The sequence below is a fragment of the Streptomyces sp. OZ13 genome (genome assembly GCF_052068155.1).
Classification (GTDB): Bacteria; Actinomycetota; Actinomycetes; order Streptomycetales; family Streptomycetaceae; genus Streptomyces.
Map to the genome: position 1 here is coordinate 15,412 of NZ_JBQHCZ010000013.1, position 16,773 is coordinate 32,184.

16 protein-coding genes are annotated in these 16,773 nt (G+C 72.7%); 10 read left to right on the forward strand and 6 right to left on the reverse strand.

What is annotated here, in order from left to right:
- Positions 1-6: 6 nt before the first annotated feature.
- Positions 7-1,311, reverse strand: a complete 1,305-nt coding sequence (locus tag ACTMTU_RS25625) for a TerD family protein (protein WP_441265801.1) — start codon at positions 1,309-1,311, stop codon at positions 7-9.
- 250 nt (positions 1,312-1,561) lie between these two features.
- On the opposite strand from ACTMTU_RS25625, the gene ACTMTU_RS25630 reads away from it, so the two are divergent.
- The 3 genes from ACTMTU_RS25630 to ACTMTU_RS25640 all read left to right on the forward strand — a co-directional run bounded on the left by ACTMTU_RS25630 (position 1,562) and on the right by ACTMTU_RS25640 (position 5,558).
- Entirely contained in the window at positions 1,562-2,014 is a 453-nt protein-coding gene (locus ACTMTU_RS25630; RefSeq protein WP_441265802.1) for a DUF6643 family protein, read from the forward strand.
- 397 nt (positions 2,015-2,411) lie between these two features.
- Positions 2,412-3,020, forward strand: coding sequence for an Rv1733c family protein (locus ACTMTU_RS25635; RefSeq protein WP_441265803.1), 609 nt, complete (start codon positions 2,412-2,414; stop codon positions 3,018-3,020).
- A 129-nt stretch (positions 3,021-3,149) separates the two neighbouring features.
- On the forward strand, positions 3,150-5,558 hold the full coding sequence (locus tag ACTMTU_RS25640) for a right-handed parallel beta-helix repeat-containing protein (RefSeq protein ID WP_441265804.1): 2,409 nt from the start codon (positions 3,150-3,152) through the stop codon (positions 5,556-5,558).
- On the opposite strand, the gene ACTMTU_RS25645 is transcribed toward ACTMTU_RS25640, so the two are convergent.
- Positions 5,528-7,999, reverse strand: a complete 2,472-nt coding sequence (locus ACTMTU_RS25645) for a hypothetical protein (RefSeq protein ID WP_441265805.1) — start codon at positions 7,997-7,999, stop codon at positions 5,528-5,530. The genes ACTMTU_RS25640 and ACTMTU_RS25645 overlap by 31 nt on opposite strands.
- Before the next feature lie 271 nt (positions 8,000-8,270).
- Between ACTMTU_RS25645 and ACTMTU_RS25650 the strand changes: the two genes are divergently transcribed.
- The 3 genes from ACTMTU_RS25650 (at position 8,271) to ACTMTU_RS25660 (ending at position 10,112) form a co-directional block, all read left to right on the forward strand.
- The gene (locus tag ACTMTU_RS25650) at positions 8,271-9,110 is read left to right on the forward strand and encodes a DeoR/GlpR family DNA-binding transcription regulator (protein ID WP_441265806.1); all 840 of its coding nucleotides are present in this window, start codon (positions 8,271-8,273) and stop codon (positions 9,108-9,110) included.
- Between the two features lie 5 nt (positions 9,111-9,115).
- Positions 9,116-9,562: an SRPBCC family protein gene (locus ACTMTU_RS25655; RefSeq protein ID WP_441265807.1), complete on the forward strand. Its 447-nt coding sequence runs from the start codon at positions 9,116-9,118 to the stop codon at positions 9,560-9,562.
- A 70-nt stretch (positions 9,563-9,632) separates the two neighbouring features.
- Complete coding sequence (locus ACTMTU_RS25660; RefSeq protein ID WP_441265808.1) at positions 9,633-10,112, forward strand: SRPBCC family protein; 480 nt, start codon at positions 9,633-9,635, stop codon at positions 10,110-10,112.
- A 17-nt stretch (positions 10,113-10,129) separates the two neighbouring features.
- Here ACTMTU_RS25660 and ACTMTU_RS25665 read toward each other — a convergent pair whose 3' ends face one another.
- A complete protein-coding gene (locus tag ACTMTU_RS25665; RefSeq protein WP_441265809.1) occupies positions 10,130-11,266 on the reverse strand; it encodes a PLP-dependent cysteine synthase family protein in 1,137 nt (378 codons plus the stop codon).
- Between the two features lie 194 nt (positions 11,267-11,460).
- Between ACTMTU_RS25665 and ACTMTU_RS25670 the strand changes: the two genes are divergently transcribed.
- Both ACTMTU_RS25670 and ACTMTU_RS25675 read left to right on the forward strand, forming a co-directional pair.
- Positions 11,461-11,784, forward strand: coding sequence for a hypothetical protein (locus tag ACTMTU_RS25670; protein WP_005320591.1), 324 nt, complete (start codon positions 11,461-11,463; stop codon positions 11,782-11,784).
- A gap of 179 nt (positions 11,785-11,963) precedes the next feature.
- On the forward strand, positions 11,964-12,500 hold the full coding sequence (locus ACTMTU_RS25675; RefSeq protein ID WP_441265810.1) for an ATP-binding protein: 537 nt from the start codon (positions 11,964-11,966) through the stop codon (positions 12,498-12,500).
- A 97-nt stretch (positions 12,501-12,597) separates the two neighbouring features.
- On the opposite strand, the gene ACTMTU_RS25680 is transcribed toward ACTMTU_RS25675, so the two are convergent.
- The gene (locus ACTMTU_RS25680) at positions 12,598-12,879 is read right to left on the reverse strand and encodes an SHOCT domain-containing protein (RefSeq protein WP_441265811.1); all 282 of its coding nucleotides are present in this window, start codon (positions 12,877-12,879) and stop codon (positions 12,598-12,600) included.
- 167 nt (positions 12,880-13,046) lie between these two features.
- Here ACTMTU_RS25680 and ACTMTU_RS25685 point away from each other — a divergent pair, with 167 nt between their 5' ends.
- Both ACTMTU_RS25685 and ACTMTU_RS25690 read left to right on the forward strand, forming a co-directional pair.
- Positions 13,047-13,634: a TetR/AcrR family transcriptional regulator gene (locus ACTMTU_RS25685; protein WP_441265812.1), complete on the forward strand. Its 588-nt coding sequence runs from the start codon at positions 13,047-13,049 to the stop codon at positions 13,632-13,634.
- 7 nt (positions 13,635-13,641) lie between these two features.
- Entirely contained in the window at positions 13,642-14,223 is a 582-nt protein-coding gene (locus tag ACTMTU_RS25690) for a DUF4865 family protein (RefSeq protein WP_441265813.1), read from the forward strand.
- Here the strand turns inward: ACTMTU_RS25690 and ACTMTU_RS25695 are convergent, their stop codons facing one another.
- Together ACTMTU_RS25695 and ACTMTU_RS25700 are read right to left on the reverse strand one after the other, a co-directional pair.
- Complete coding sequence (locus tag ACTMTU_RS25695) at positions 14,224-15,054, reverse strand: YhjD/YihY/BrkB family envelope integrity protein (protein WP_441265992.1); 831 nt, start codon at positions 15,052-15,054, stop codon at positions 14,224-14,226. It lies immediately after the preceding gene.
- Positions 15,055-15,462: 408 nt separating this feature from the next.
- Positions 15,463-16,677 (reverse strand): ROK family protein, encoded by a 1,215-nt coding sequence (locus ACTMTU_RS25700; RefSeq protein WP_441265814.1) that lies wholly within the window; start codon positions 16,675-16,677, stop codon positions 15,463-15,465.
- Positions 16,678-16,773 lie beyond the last annotated feature (96 nt).

Sequence of the window (16,773 nt, forward strand, 5' to 3'; positions counted from 1 at the left end):
GGGCCGCTACTTGCGGCCGGGGGTCCAGTTCATGCCCCAGCCGTAGGCGTGGTCGATCGTGCGCTGCGGGCTCACGCCGCGTTCCGGGACCAGGAAGCGGGCCTCCCGCTGGACGACGAGGTCGGAGCCGGTGTTGGTGATCAGGGCGAGGGCGCAGACCGTGGAGGGAACGGTGCACTCGCCGAGGGAGAAGTCGATCGCCGCTCCGTGCTGCGGCTGCAGCGTCACCGTCGCGTCGAGGTCGGCGAAGCTGCGGGCCCCTTGGTAGACGGTCACGAAGATGACGACGCGGCGGATGTCCTGCCGGCGGTCGAGATTGATGGTGAGGTTCTCGCCCGGGGTCCCGCCTGTGCGGTCGTCCCCGTCGAGGTGGATGAACGGGGGCTGGTTCAGCGCCCCGAAGGCGTTGCCGAGGGCCTGCACGACGCCCTTGCGCCCGTCGGAGAGTTCGTAGAGGGCGCACAGGTCGAGGTCGAGGTCGCCGTGCATGGCGATGGCCCGGCCGAGTTTGGCGCCCCACCCCTGGAACTGCTTGCGGACCTGCCAGCTGAGGTTGACGCGCATCGCGCCGGAGGTGCCGCCCTGCTTGGTCAGGGAGACGCTCGGCGACTCCTTGGTCAGCGTCACCTTCGTGAGGCGTACCGGAGCCGCCGGGGCGGGCGGCGCGGCGGGGGTGGCCGGTGCGGGGGGCGCCGCCGGCGGGGGCGGCGGGGTGGCGACGGGCGGCGTGACCGCCGGCAGGGTGGCCTGGGTGACGGCGGCTTCGGTGACGGTGGCCTGCTGCGGTTCGTCGACGGTGATGCCGAAGTCCGTGGCGAGCCCTTCGAGGCCGGTGCCGTAGCCCTGCCCGACGGCGCGGAACTTCCATGCGCCCTGGCGCCGGTAGAGCTCTCCGAGCACGAAGGCCGTCTCGACCGTGGCGTCCTGGCTGTCGTAGCGGGCGATCTCGGCGCCGGAGCCGGCGTCGAGCACCTTGATGTGGAGGCCGGGCACCTGCCCGAAGGTGCCGCCGTCGGCGGAGGCGGCCAGCACGACGCGTTCGATCGAGCTCTCGACGCGGTCGAGGTCGACGGCGACGGAATCGGTCGTGGCGCCGGTCGTCGACTGCTTGCCCTCGTGCCGTACGGCTCCCGAGGCGTGGGCCGGCTGGTTGTAGAAGACGAAGTCGCTGTCGGAACGGACCTTCCCCGACGACAGGAGGAGGAGTGCCGACGCGTCGACGTCGGGCACCCCCGGTCCGGAGTGCCAGCCCAGCTCGACGCGGACACTCCGCACCGACACCGGAGTATTCGCTCCCTTAAGCATGGACATGCTCTCCCCCATCTCGATTCGTTGCGCCCGGAAGATCGTTCATCGTCAACCTATTCCGCATACATCCCCCACAGGGGGCCGACCCGTCGGTAACCCTCTCCCAGCTTGCCCTTTACACGATCGCGAGACGCCAGGAAGCCCGTTTCCCCCAACTTCGCCCACATTAGTGAACCGTGGTCACTCAGAGCTGATGAAACAACCCTCTTATCGGTCTCCCCAACCAGCACATCGTGGGCTTAACTTATGTGCCATGACCTCCCCCCGCGCCACCTATGGCGGCGGTTACTACTCCGCGCCGGCGTTTCCCGACACCCCGATCTACGACTCCCTGGTCGCGGAGCGGGGCACCCCTCAGATCGCCCCGATCCGAGTGCCTGCCGCATACGACACCGGCAACAGCTACCTGCCGGCGCTCCCCGCGGCCCTGCCCGCCCTCCCGGCGGCACCCTCCCATCCCGCCCCCGCCTACGGTTACCCGCAGCAGACGCAGCAGCCGGTCCCGCTGCAGCATGCGCCCGCCCCGTACATCCCGCAGCAGGCCGGCCCTCCCCGCGGCTATCCGGGACCGCAGTACCAGTCCCAGCCGCAGCGGCCGGTGTCCACCGGCTACGAGGCCATGCGGCCGGCGGCGGCGCGTCCCGCTCCGGCGCCCGCGCCCTACGAGGATCCGTACAACCGCCCGTACCAGGGCCGGGGGTACTGAGCGACGGCGAGGGCGGCCCGTCCGGACAGTGCTCCGGCGCGGAGGCAGGGCGGGCCGCCGCTCCACGAGCAGGGCACACCGGAGATCCGCCCTGGACGCTCATGAGTTCCCTCGCCACGCGCTCATGTGCCCACGTGCGCCACGTACATGAGCCCCTCACCGGCTCGCCCCTCCCTGATCACGCAGAGCGACCGGCCCCGGTCCCTCTGCCCGCGTGACCGACCCTGCCCTGCACCCGCTGCCGACGTCGCCCGCCCGACGGGAACCGATCGCGGTGGCAGGCTCGTTGGACAATGCGCGGCACGGCTCGCGGGGTGACGTTCCTCTCTCTTCGCACCACCCGCGCTTGTGCCGTGCCCTGCCGGGCTATCACGGACAAGGGAAGGGGGTGCGGATCGTGCGGGCAGCCGTCGGCATCTGGCGCTGGCGCCGCAATCCCCTGCGGCGTGCCACCGATCTGTGCGAGGCGTGGCTCGCGCTGGCCGCCGTCCTGCTCATCGTCACGGCCGCCCCGGCGGTCGGCTGGATCACCGGTGCGCTGACCGAGGAGTCGCTGCGCCAGTCGATCCGTGTCCAGCGCCTCCAGCGGCACGCCACGACGGCCACCGTGCTCGGGTCGGCCGAACTCCCGCGGCCCGTGGCCTTCGACCCGGAGACCGCCGCGGCCGACGAGCGCCGCGGGGCGGTCAACGCGAAGTGGACCGCCCCGGACGGCAGTCGGCACACCGGCACTGTCCCCACCACGCTGCCCGCACCCCGCCCGGGTGACACCTTCCCGGTGTGGACGGACGGTTCCGGACGCATGGTGCCCCGCCCGATGAGCGTGGCCGCCGCCGAGGTGCACGCCGCGCTCGCCGGCGTCGGCGCCGCGCTGGCCTGGGGTGTGCTCGTGGAATGCGCCAGGAGGCTGGTCCTCTGGCGGCTGGTGCGCCGCAGACACGCCGCGCTGGACCGGGCCTGGGCAGCGGTGGGGCCCGACTGGGGGCGCACCGGCGCAGGAAGCTGACCTGCCACATCCCGTCAACTCCCGCGGGCCGCGCGCGCTACGGTGGTGCGACGCCCTTCGGGGTTCGGGAGGCGTTCCCCTCAGAGACGCGGCGTTGTACGGAACACGAGGTGGGGGCAGAGCAGCACGATGGCACAGGGCACGGTCCAGGTGACGCACACCGGCACCTCGCGGTGGCGGCGCCGCACAGGCGAGTACCCCTCCCTCGCCGCTGCCCTGGAGGCCGCCGGTGACGGGGACATCCTCACCGTCGCCCCCGGCACCTACCGCGAGAATCTCGTCGTCCGTCGCGCGGTCACGCTGCGCGGCCCTGAGGGCGCTGCCGGGTCGGTGCGCATCGCCCCGGCCGACGGTGTGCCGCTGACCGTCCGGGCCTCCGCCACCGTGCGGGACCTGCATGTGGAAGGCCAGGACTCCGCCGCCCCCGCCCTGCTGGTCGAGGACGGCACGCCAGAGCTGACGGACCTGCGGATCGTCACCAGGTCCGCCGTCGGTCTCGAGGTGCGCGGCGCCGCACGGCCCACGGTGCGCCGCTGCACCGTCGACAACCCCGCGGGCGTCGGGATCGGCGTACTGGACGGCGCGGGCGGCGTTTTCGAGGAGTGCGAGGTGGTGGCGGCGGGCCAGTCGGGCGTGTCGGTGCACGGCGGGGCGCATCCACGCCTCGAGCGCTGCCGGGTGCACCACACCTCCGGCGCGGGCCTGAGCGTCTCCGGCGAGGGCAGCGGTCTGGAGGCGATCGGCTGCGAGGTCTACGAGATCAAGGGCACCGGCGTACAGATCGCGTCCCGCGCCGGCGCCCACCTCACCGACTCCTCCGTGCACCGCACATCGGCCGACGGCGTCACCCTCGACACGGACGCGGTCCTCACCCTCTCCGACTGCGACATCCACGACATCCCGGAGAACGCGATCGATCTGCGCTCCCGGTCCGTGCTGACGCTCACCCGCTCCACGGTGCGCCGCTTCGGCCGCAACGGCCTGTCCGTGTGGGACCCGGGGACACGCGTGGACGCCAACCAGTGCGAGATCCACGACAGTACGGGCGACTACCCGGCGGTCTGGGTCAGTGACGGCGCGACGGCGGTGCTCGACTCCTGCCGCGTCCACGACGTGCCCGACGCGCTGTTCGTCCTCGACCGCGGCTCCCGCGTCGACGTCGTCGACAGCGACCTCTCGCAGGTCCGCAACACGGCGGTCTCGGTGAGCGACGGCGCGACGGCACAGCTCGACGACTGCCGTATCCGCGAGGTCTCGACCGGCGCCTGGTTCCGCGACCACGGCAGCGGCGGCACCCTGAACGGCTGCACCATCGACGCCGCCCAGACGGGCGTGATCGTCACCAAGGGCGCGGACCCGGTGATCGAGCGCTGCACCGTCACCTCCCCGGCCGAGGCCGGCTTCTACGTGTCCGCGGAGGGCCGCGGCACCTTCCGCGCCTGCCGGGTGACCGGCAGCGGGGGCTACGGCTTCCATGTGATGGACGGCTGCCGTACGACGCTGAACCGCTGCCGCACGGAGCGCTGTGCGCGCGGCGGTTACGAGTTCGGCGAGGACTCCGGCCCGGTCGTCGAGGACTGCACCAGCGACGAGAGCGGGATCGCCCGCCCCGGCGCGGAGCCTGCGACGGCCACCCTGACGGCGACCAGGACGCCCGGTCTGCTGTCCGCCGTACCCTCACAGAGCACGCAGTCCGTCCCGGCTCCCGCCCCGTCGGAGGAGCCGGTGCGCAGTTCCGTCGCGGTCCTCGGCGAACTGGACGCCCTGGTGGGCCTGCACAGCGTCAAGCGCGAGGTCCGTACGCTCACCAACATGATCGAAGTGGGCCGCCGCCGTCAGGAGGCCGGTCTCAAGGCGGCCTCCGTACGGCGCCACTTGGTCTTCACCGGCTCACCGGGCACGGGCAAGACGACCGTCGCCCGGCTGTACGGGGAGATCCTCGCCTCCCTCGGGGTCCTGGAGCGCGGCCATCTCGTCGAGGTGTCCCGGGTGGACCTGGTGGGCGAGCACATCGGCTCCACCGCGATCCGCACCCAGGAGGCGTTCGACCGGGCGCGCGGCGGTGTGCTGTTCATCGACGAGGCGTACGCGCTGTCTCCCGAGGACTCCGGCCGGGACTTCGGCAAGGAGGCCATCGACACCCTGGTGAAGCTGATGGAGGACCACCGGGACGCCGTCGTGGTCATCGTCGCCGGCTACACGGCGGAGATGGAGCGCTTCCTCGCGGTCAACCCCGGTGTCGCCTCCCGCTTCTCACGGACCATCACCTTCAGCGACTACGACCCTGAGGAACTGCTGCGGATCGTCGAGCAGCAGGCGGAGGAGCACGAGTACCGGCTGGCCGAGGGCACGTCGGAGGCGCTGCTGAAGTACTTCACGGCGCTGCCCAAGGGGCCGGCCTTCGGCAACGGCCGTACCGCGCGCCAGACGTTCGAGTCGATGGTGGAGCGGCACGCGGGGCGGGTCGCCGAGCTCGCGGAGACGAACACCGACGACCTCACCCTGCTCTACGCGGAGGATCTGCCCGAACTGCCCTGAGCCTGCCGGGGCACGGCCGGCGTGAGCCGGTCGAGCAGGGCCGCCCGCTCCTTGGCGAAGTCCGGGTGGGCCTGGTAGTCGGAGTGCCCGAGGATCGGCTCCGGCAGCGGATGGCGTTCCGAACGGCCGTAGACCACCGGGTCCTTGAGCGCCTGACGGTCGACGTCTGTCGGGTCGTCGCAGCCGTCACCGGGGGGATCCGTCTCCGCGGCGATCAGCATCGGCCCGCCGATGGGGTCGGTGCGCCGCCACAGGTTGCGCCAGCAGTCGACCTCGCTGCTGAGCTCCAGCAGCGCCTTGGGCCCGAAGTAGGCGGGGAACCAGCGCCCGTACAGGCGCTCCAGCGGCGATCCGTACGTCAGGAGCGCCACCCGTTTGCGGGTGGCGGCGGGCAGCTGCCACACGGCGGCCGCGGCGAGCACGCTGCCCTGGGAGTGCCCCGAGATCACCAGCCGGCCGCCGGTCCGCCCGGTCCAGGTGCACATGCGCCAGGTCAGGTCGGGGACGGCCCGCTCGGCGTAGCACGGCGGCGCGAAGGGGTGCGCGGCGCGCGGCCAGAAGGTGCCCACGTCCCACAGGATGCCGATGGTGCGCCGGGCGGAGGCGTCGCGGTAGGCGCGGCGGCCCATGGTGACGAACAGTATGAAGCCGAAGCCGACGAGCCAGGAGCCGAGCGCCTGCGCGGTCTCGGCCGCCGACTCCGCGGGCCCGTCGCCGAAGGAGCGGCCGGGCACCTCGCCACTGAGCCACGCGCCGCCGACGGCCGCGGAGCCGAGCAGCAGGGTCGCGCCGGAGACGACGCCGACGATCAGCGGGGCGACGTCGGTGAGTGCCGCCCGGGCGCGGGTGCCCGCTATCCGGCGGGTGCGGACACGGTCGCGGCGGCCTTCGCCGGGGTCGCCGTCGAAGTACTCGGCCTCGATCTGCGGCACGAGACGGCGTGCGGCGAGCCATGTCCGTACGGCGAGCAGCACGGCCGGTACGAGCAGCACCGCCAGGAGGACGGGGATGACGGACGCCTGCCAGCTCAGCAGCACCGGCGGGCCCGGGATGGTGCCCTCCCCGTCCATGCCGGGGGTGCCCGGTCCGTCGAGCCAGTCGGCGACGCGCTGGGCGACGCCGCCGGTCATCACGCCGCCGAGCGCGCAGGCCAGCATGGCGACGGCGGGCCCGCCGAGCCCGTGCAGCACGGTGCGGGGGTGCCGGGCGCGGCGGTGCAGCCGCCGGGCGGCGACGGCCAGGGCGACGACGAGGGCGCCCTGGGCGAGGACGATCACCCGGAAGGTGACGTCACCGGGCAGGGTGCCGGCGGAGGTCCATCCGGGGCGTGACCAGGAGGCGTAGAGCAGCGACAGGGCGAGCAGGGCCAGGGCGGCGCCCGGCAGGCAGCGCACGGCGGCCCGGTCGATGCCGGCGTCGACGCGCCGCTCGCTGCGTCCCCGGCGGGCCACCACCCAGAGCACGGCGGCCGCGCCGGCGACGAGCGCGCCTTCCAGGAGGATGCCGCAAATCTTCAACAGGGCGTCCTCGCCGCCCCGGTCGTGCCGGGCGGCGGCTCCGGCGACCGCGGCGGCGACGCTGAGTAATCCGGCGGCGGTGTGGGCGGCACGCAGCCGGGCGACGAGCCGCCGGCCGTACCAGAAGCCGGGCCTTCCCAGCGCGGGCCGGACGAGCGGCTTCCGCTGTTCCGCGGCCTCACCGGCGCCGCGGCCGTCGTGGTCTCCGTCCGCCCCGCGGCCGTTGTGATCGCCGTCGGCCTCCGGAGCGTCCTCGTCGTCCTCGTCGTCCCCGGCGGGCGCGTCACCGACGCCGGTCGGCGGGCGCTGCGACTCGTAGGCGCTCCAGGTCCGGTTGGACAGGTACCAGAGCAGCGCGACCAGCGCGGCCGGCACCACCGCGGCGAGGGCCAGGCGCCGCCCCGGCTGGGACCACCAGCCTTCCCTGGCGGCGGACATGAAGCCGAGCCATGACCTCTCGTCGCTGCACTTGTCCGACCCGGCGCACTGCCAGGCCAGCAGGTCGAGCGCGACCTCACAGGCCGCCGCGGTCAGCAGCACGGTGAGGCTGAGGGCGACCAGGCGCACCAGCGCGCCGTAGAGGCGGGTGGTCCTGCGTCTTCCCTTGGCTCTGGGCCGCATCCAGTGCGCGAGGTTGACGACCATGAACGGGAGCAGCAGCAGCCACAGGGCGCGAGCGCCGTTGCCGGACGTGAGGTTGGACCAGCAGTACGCCTCGGGGATGGGCCGGTCCTGGTACTCGCCGGGGCGGTTCTCCGCCTCCGCGTCGTCGGTGCGGCGGTACACGGCGGCCTTCTCGTCGCCGGTTATCCGTACGGTACGGGGGTCGCCGAGCATGTCCTGCGGGGTCGCTCCGCCGACACCGTGGACGAGAAGCTCGAGTGCGGGACCGCCGCTTCGCGGTGCCTGGGTGGCAGGGGACACTGCGGTGACTCCCTCATCTCGGGACGAGCCGGAACACAACAGGACGGAACGGGGTGGAACCCGATGGCCCGGTACGGTGCGGCCCGACCCGGTGTGCCCCCCGCGGCAACGATGGCGACAGAATCGCGGATCACGACAGCCCGCCGCACCGCTCTCACGGAATCTCCCCGAGCCCGACGGGCAATACGCGTGCGAGGATGAGAAGCCTTGGCCACGGCCTCGTGGGAGGGCGTGGACGGCGTACGGCGACCAGGAAGGACCGGCCCCGGCGGTGAGCGACAACCAGAACCTCCTCGCGGAGCAGCGGCGTGCTCTGATCCTCGACGAGGTGCGCAGGCGCGGCGGGGTCCGGGTCAACGAACTGACCCGCAGGCTCAATGTGTCCGACATGACCGTGCGGCGCGATCTGGACGCCCTGGCTCGGCAGGGCGTCGTGGAGAAGGTGCACGGCGGCGCCGTCCCGGTGGTCGAGGCGAGCACGCACGAGCCCGGGTTCGAGGCGAAGTCGGCGCTTGAGCTGAGGGCGAAGGAGGACATCGCGCGGGCCGCGGCGGGCCTGGTGGCGGCCGGCAGCGCGATCGCCCTGTCCGGCGGGACGACGACGTACGCGCTGGCGCACCATCTGCTGGACGTGCCGGACCTGACGGTCGTCACCAATTCGGTGCGGGTGGCCGACGTCTTCCATACGGCACAGCGGTCGGGCGGCGCGGGCGGCCAGCGGCCGGGCGCCGCGACGGTGGTGCTCACCGGAGGGGTGCGCACGCCGTCGGACTCGCTGGTCGGGCCGGTGGCCGACCAGGCGATCCGCTCGCTGCACTTCGATGTGCTGTTCCTCGGCGTGCACGGCATCTCGGCGGAGGCCGGTCTGTCGACGCCGAATCTGGCGGAGGCGGAGACCAACCGCCACCTCGTGCAGGCGGCGCGCCGCGTGGTGGTGGTCGCGGACCACACCAAGTGGGGGACAGTGGGCCTCAGTTCGTTCGCCGGGCTCGACGACGTGGACACCCTGGTCACCGACGCGGGGCTGTCGGCGGCGGTCCGCGAGGAGATCGCAGAGCATCTGCCGTCGCTCGTCGTCGCGGGCGAACAGGCCGACGCGCAGGACGGCTGAGCGGTGTGAGCACCTTCCGTATCGGACGGGTCACGGGTCTGCCGGCCACCGAGTGCTGGCTGAAGGTCACGGACTGGCCGGCGCACGGGGCGGCGGTGCCGCTGACCGCCGTCACGGCGTCGGGCCCCGGGCCCGCAGGCGTGGGCACCACGGTCGTCGCGCGCAGTGGTACGGGCCGGTTCTGCTTCGACGATCCGATGGAGATCGTCGAGTGGGAGCCGCCGTCGGCGGGCCGGCGGGGCCGCTGCCGACTGGAGAAGCGCGGCCGGGTCGTGACCGGCTGGGCCGAGATCGAGGTCCATGGCACGGACTCCGGTTCGGTGGTCCTGTGGGTGGAGGAGTTGCGCCTCGCCCGGCTGCCGCGGCTGCTGGACCGGCTCGTGACCCGGGTGGGAAGACTGGTGTTCGCTCGCGCGCTCGACGAAATCCTGAACGGCCGGGCGGGGCACTGAGGGCGGACATCGGACCGGGCTGCGGCTATGGTGTGCGGTCCCGTCGTCCGCCGCTGGAGATAGGACTCCCATGGCACGTCAACTCCGCCCCGTAGACCTGGAGTTCGTGGAGAGCGCACCGCTGCGTCTGGTCTTCACCGCGCATCTCACGGCGTCGCCGCAGGCGTTGTACGCGGCACTCGCCGACGATGTCGCCGGCTGGCCCGAATGGTTCACCGCGGTGACCGCGGCCCGGCCCGTGGACGACGGCGCGGGCCGCGAGATCAGGCTCAAGGGCGGCACGGTGTTCACGGAGACGGTCCTCGCGCGGGAGCCCGACACCCGCTACGCCTATCGCGTCGACCAGACCAACGCCCCTGGGCTGCGGGCCCTGTTGGAGGAGTGGCGGATCGCCCCGACGCCGACCGGCTCCCGGGTGCAGTGGACGTTCGCGGCCGACGGCCCCGCGCCGCTGCGGATCGTGCTGCGCCTGGGCCGTCCCGGGCTGGGGCGCGCTATCAAGGACGCGATGCGCAATCTGGACCGCCGGCTGGGCCGCTCCACCGGCTGACCCTCGATTCCGGCCGGTCAGCAGGGCCAGACGCCGCCGGCGAGGAACTCCTCGATGGCGACCGTGTACGGGTGGATGTCCAGCCCCTGTTCGGCGAGCCAGCCGTCCGAGTAGTACTTGTCGAGATAGCGGTCGCCCGGATCGCAGATGAGGGTGACGACGCTGCCCTTCTCGCCCGCGGCCACCATCTCCGAAACGATCTTGAACGCGCTCCACAGCCCGGTACCGGTCGAGCCGCCCGCCTTGCGCCCGATGGCTTGTTCCAGGGCCCGTACGGCGGCGACGCTGGCCGCGTCCGGCACCTTCATCATCCGGTCGATGGCTCCCGGCACGAAACTGGGCTCCATGCGGGGCCGGCCGATGCCTTCGATCCGCGAGCCGCAGTCGCTGCTGGCCCGGGGGTCGCCGTGGGTCCAGCCGTCGAAGAAGCAGGAGTTCTCCGGATCGGGGACGCAGATGCGGGTGTCGTGCTGCATGTAGTGCACGTAGCGGGCGATGGTCGCCGAGGTGCCTCCGGTCCCGGCGGTCGCGACGATCCAGGCCGGTTCCGGATAGCGCTCGAGGCGCAGCTGCTGGTAGATCGACTCGGCGATGTTGTTGTTGCCGCGCCAGTCCGTGGCCCGTTCGGCATAGGTGAACTGGTCCATGTAGTGGCCGCCGGTGCGCTCGGCGAGCGCGGCGGACTCCTCGTACATCCGGCGCGGATCGTCGACGAAGTGGCACTGCCCGCCGTGGAACTGGATGAGGCGGATCTTCTCGGCACTCGTGGTGCGTGGCATGACGGCGACGAAGGGCACGCCGATCAGCTTGGCGAAGTACGCCTCGGAGACGGCGGTCGAGCCGCTGGACGCCTCGATGACGGGCTTGCCGGGTCTGATCCAACCGTTGCAGAGCCCGTACAGGAACAGCGAGCGGGCCAGCCGGTGCTTGAGGCTGCCGGTGGGGTGGGTGGACTCGTCCTTGAGGTAGAGGTCGATCCCCCACTGTTCGGGCAGCGGGAAGCGCAGCAGGTGCGTGTCGGCGGACCGGTTGGCGTCGGCCTGGACCTTGCGTACGGCCTCTTTGAGCCAAGCCCGGTAGTGGGGATCGCTGCGGTCGACGTCGACGGTCACGGCCGGCGCACCCGGTGCCTGCTGCTGCCCGGTGCTGTTCATAACGTCGCCCTCCGTCTGCGGTCCTCGGTGCCGTCATCCGGCCACACCGGCAACAGTAAGCCCGCCACCTGCGTAAACGTTCGCTTTGGGTATCCATAGGCGCTGCTTGTGGCGTGACTGCGCCGGGCGTACTGGTGTGCACGGCGCGAGTTGTGCACACTTCCAGGAGAGTCGCTGCAAAGGGGGCGGACGCAATGGCCATGGCAGAGCCGGAATTCAGCGCCACGGGGGTGCGTATCGAGCGCTGGCCACGCTCGCTCACCCGGGCCGGACAGGTGCTGATCAAGGACGGCAGGCTGGCGCTGATGACCAGTTACGGCCGGGTGATCGAGAGCGCACCCGTGCGTGCGGTCACCGCGGGACGGCCGTGGTTCGCGGGGGACGACAGCACGGTGGCGACGCTCAACGGCAAGCGGTACCGGCTGACCATGGGGCAGCGCAGCCGACGGCCCGATGCCCGCGCCCTGGCCGGGCGTTTCCTCGAAGCGGTGCGCGGAGCAGGCGGTTCCGAGCGCTGAGACGCGCGGAAGTCCCGTAAGTTGCGGGCCCCTCAGCGATGGTCCACGCTGGTTCCACATCACTCAGGGTGCACCGGCGGTTACGCTGCGATCCAGCCCCGCCGGTCTGATCAGCAGGTCGGCCGACTGCTGGATCGCTTTTCTCGTCTTCTTCCGGACTATTTCGGGGAGTCGCAGCCGTGATCAGCCAGCCAAGCAGGCACTGCACGGTGGAGCTCCAGGCCCTGCCGTCGCGGATCGGTCAGGTCCGCAGAATCATCTCGGCGCAACTGCGCTACTGGCATCTCGATCCTTTGATCGACCAGGCGGCGCTGGGCGTCACCGAGCTGCTGACCAATGTCCACCGGCATGCTCAGCCGGACAAGATGTGCACCGTGGACGTCGAGCTGCTGCTCGACCGGCTCACGGTGTCCGTCCACGACCACGATCCGCGGATGCCGACCGTCCGAAGGCCAGGGGCGTCCGCCACATCGGGACGGGGCCTCGCGCTGGTGGCCGCCATGAGCGAGAGCTGGGGCGTGCGACCACAGGGCGACAGCGGCAAGGTCGTCTGGTTCACGCTTCCGGCCTCCTGCCCCGCCGTAGCCATGCCGCCCCGGGCGGCGGTCTACGGGGCGACGACCATCGGCCCGTTCACCGGTGCACCAGAGGCCGAGATCCTTCCGGTCGTACCGGAGACGGAGACGGCTGCCGCCCGGTCGGCCGTAGCCGGCTGACCGGACGGACAGGGGGTCGCGCGCACCTCGGCGCGCCTTCATGAGTGCGGCGGCGATCGGCCGCGGGCCGTGTCCGGCCCGGTGGTGACGGTGCCGGTCATGCACCGTCCTTGGGCGCGCGGCCGAACTGCTCCTCCAGGACCGACAGGCGCCGCCAGTACTCCTCCTCGTCGATCTCGCCTGCCGCGAAACGGCGGCCCAGGGCGGCAATGGGCGAACTCTCGGCGATCGGCGGGCGGGTGCCCTGCCACCGCGCGGGACGGCCGCGCCAGACGCCCGTGCGGCGCAGGACCGTGACGGCTCCGACGACGACGGCCGCCCAGATCAGCGGGAAGAACAGGATCCACGGGCCGGGTCCGTCGTAGGCGAGCGCGTTCATCTCGATCACTCCTCGGGGGCGATGGGGCGTTTCCTTGTTCGCTTCGAGGCTCCCGCCGACAGGGGGTACGAGTCGTCGTACGGCCGGCGGCAGTGTGCCTACCACCCGCGGAGTACGCGGCGTCCGCGCGGCTTCTTCCATCGACGTTCCCTTCTGTACCTACTGGTATGTACAGTGGCCTCATGAGTACTTCCGAGCGGCTGATCGAGGCCACTCGCGAGTTGCTGTGGGAACGCGGTTACGTGGGCACCAGTCCCAAGGCGATCCAGCAGCTCGCGGGTGCCGGCCAGGGCAGCATGTACCACCACTTCGCGGGCAAGCCGGACCTCGCGCTGGCCGCCGTGCGGCGCACCGCCGACGAGATGAGGGCGGCCGCGGCGGCCTCACTCGACGGACCGGGCACCGCGTACGAGCGCATCGTCGGCTACCTGCTGCGCGAGCGGGACGTGCTGCGCGGGTGTCCCGTCGGCCGGCTGACCATGGACCCGGACGTCATCGCGGACGACCGGCTGCGGGCACCGGTCGACGAGACGCTCGACTGGCTGCGCGGGCGGCTGGCGTCGATCGTCGAGGAGGGCGGGGAACGTGGCGAGCTGAACCCGGCCCTCGTCCCGGCCGACATCGCCGCGACGATCGTCGCCACCGTCCAGGGCGGCTACGTACTGGCCCGCGCTTCCGGCTCTCCTGCCGCCTTCGACGCCGGAGTGAGGGGACTGCTCAGCCTGCTGAAGTCCTCCGCCGCGGACAGGAGGTGAGTGCGGCGTGCACATGATGCAGTACGAGATCACACTTCCCGCCGACTACGACATGGGCGTCATCCGCGAACGGGTCGCGACACGAGGACATCTGCTCGACGACTTCCCCGGCCTGGGGCTCAAGGCCTACCTGGTGCGGGAACGCGTCGCGGACTCGCCGGTGAACCAGTACGCGCCGCTGTACCTCTGGGCGGCGCCGGAGGGGATGAACCGATTCCTGTGGGGCCCCGGGTTCCAGGGCATCGTCGACGACTTCGGACGGCCCGAGGTGCGGCACTTCACCGGACTCGCCTACTACGAGGGCCCCGCCGCAGGGCGCCGCCCGCGCACCGCCGTCCGGCGGCGCCTCGCACTGGCCCCGGGCGCCGCACCCGCCCCGCTGGTGGGCGAGGCCGTGCGGGAGACGGAGCGGCTCGCCGCGCTGGACGGCGTCGTCTGCGCCGCGCTCGCCGTCGACCCGCACCACTGGGAGCTCCTCCACGTCACGCTTTGGGCCGACGACCGGCCGGGAGCCGACGGCGACCGCTACGAGGTGCTGCACCTCTCGCAGCCGCAGCGCGCGGCGCTGCGGCGCGGCAGACACTGGTGATCACCGATGCGGCGGGCCCTGCCGCCCGTGCGGCCCCCCGCGCCTGCGCGCCAGATGCCGCCTCGTCCACATCTCGTGGCCGATGCGCCCCGCGATCGCGCCGCCGTAGACGACCACCCCGACCCCTACGAGCCAGGACTGGACCACGAGAACCGTGCCGAACGGGCCGTAGGTCACCGCGTTCGACGCGATCAGCGGGGAGAAGACAAGCTGGGAGAAGACCCGCAGCCCGAGCAGGGCGATGGCGGTCGCGACGGCCCCCGGCAGGAGGGCCCGCCAGCGGACCCGTCCGCAGAGCAGGACCCGCTGGGACGCCCAGAAGAACAGCACCGTGCCCGCGAGGTCACCGATGGCCCCGATCGCCGCCGAAAGCAGCGACTCGCCCGGCAGTGGGGTGCTCACGAAGATCATCAGGTAGATGATCAGCATCCCCAGCCACACGACATGCCGCCACATCGTGTGCCAGCGGGCGGCGGGCAGGTCCCAGACCTTCTCGTACGTGGTCTGCACGGCGGAGCCGAACGTGAGCCCGAAGACGGCGAGCGCGGCGAGACCGAAGGCCGTGGTCCGCTGCAGCGCCTGGCGTGGCAGGCCGAACAGCCGCTCCACCTCGTCCTGCGAGGACTCCGCGAGCCCCAGCGCCTGGCTCATCCACCGGGCGAAGCCCTGGCCGCTCGCCGGGTCGGTGGCCGCGACGACGATCAGCAGCGGCACGAGCGTCAGGAAGCCGAGTGCGGCGAAGCCCATGGCACGGTGCATCAGTTCGAGCCCGCGGCCACGGCTCCAGCCGACCCCGAGCGGCGACTCGGCCAGCTTGCGCCACAGGCGCATCAGACGGTGCGGGTGGGCGGGGTCGTAGCTCACATGTCGTGGCCTACCCGAAACCGCCGCCGAACCGGCCGGTGTGCCTCCGGACGGGTGGCCCGGCCCGCGGCCGCCCGATGCTCCTGGCGTACCGGACCCGCGGACCGGCTTCCGCCGGCCGGGGACGCAGCCGGACCGGAACGGCGGACGCGCGTGCCGCACGGACCGGCGGACGCGCACGTGCGTGACGGAAGCGGCGGACGCCTTCGGACCGCGCCGTCGGGCGAGCGCGCCAGGAGGTGGTCGAGGACAGGCGGACGGGCGCGTGCCGCACGGACCGGCGACGGCCTTCGGACCGTGCCGTCGGGCAGGCGCGCCCGACAGACTTCCGCCCGCCTGCCCGGCGGAAGCGGCGGACGCCTTCGCGCCGTGCCCTCAGGCGAGCGCGCCCAAGGGGTCGTCGAGGACCGGCTGCCAGGCCAGTTCCGCCGCGCCGACGAGGCTGTTGTGGTCGAGGGTGCAGGCCAGGATGGGGACGCCGCCGCTCCTGCCCCACAGGCTGCGGTCGGCGACCACGGCCCGCAGCCGGTCGGGGTCGGCGTCGAGCAGTTCCCGGTGCAGGCCGCCCAGGATGATGCGGTCCGGGTTGAGGATGTTGACGAGGCCCGCCAGCCCCAGCCCCAGACGGTCGATGAGCTCCTCCGCCGCGGCGCGCACGGAGGGGTCGTCGTACTCCTCGCGGAGCAGGTCCCTGGCCCGTTGCAGCAGGGAGACCTCCGGGCCGGGGTTGCGGCCCGCCGCGGTCAGGAAGGCGAGCGGGTCCGTCTCGACGTCCAGGCAGCCGCGGCTGCCGCAGTGGCAGGGGCGGCCCTCCGGGTTCACCGTGAGGTGCCCGACCTCGAGCGCCAGCCCGGAACTGCCGCTGTGCAGGCGTCCGTCGAGCACGAGCGCGCCGCCGACGCCGCGGTGGCCGGTGGCGACGCACAGCAGGTGCTGTGCGCCCCGGCCGGCGCCGTGCCGGTGCTCGGCGAGGGCCGCGAGGTTGACGTCGTTGCCGGTGAAGGCAGGTCCCGTGATGCCCGCCGTACTCACCCGCTCGGCGAAGATCTCCCGTACCGGAGCACCGGCCGGCCAGGCCAGGTGCAGCGGGTTCAGCGCGGTGCCCTCGGGTTCCGCGACGGCGGACGGCACGGCGAGTCCGGCGCCGACGCAGCGCCGGCCGCTGCGGCGCAGCAGTTCGGCGCCCGCGTCGACGACCTCGCCGAGTACCTGGGCGGGGTCGGCCTGGACGGTGACGCAGCCGGGTGCGGTGGCGACGATCCGGCCGCCGAGTCCGACGAGTGCGGCACGGAATCCGTCGGCGTGCACCTGTGCGGCGAGGACGACCGGGCCGGTGTCGTCGATGGACAGCCGGTGGGAGGGGCGGCCCTGCGAGCCGGCGGCCGCGCCTGGCCGGGAGTCGACGCGGATCAGGCCGAGCGCTTCCAGTTCCGCCGCGACGGCCCCGGCGGTGGCGCGGGTGACGCCGAGTTCGGCCGTGAGCACGGCACGCGTCGGCGCACGTCCGGTGTGAACCAGCTCCAGGGCAGGGCCGAGTGCGCTGCGGCCCCTCTCGAGTCTCGTCCGGGTGGTCGTCGCCTTGCCGTTCATGGAGGCGAGTCTCCCATGATCCCGGAGGTGCGAGCGCTGCCGCGCGGGGAATGCGGCCGCCTTGAAAGGACCGGCCGCACCCCCTATCCTCACTTT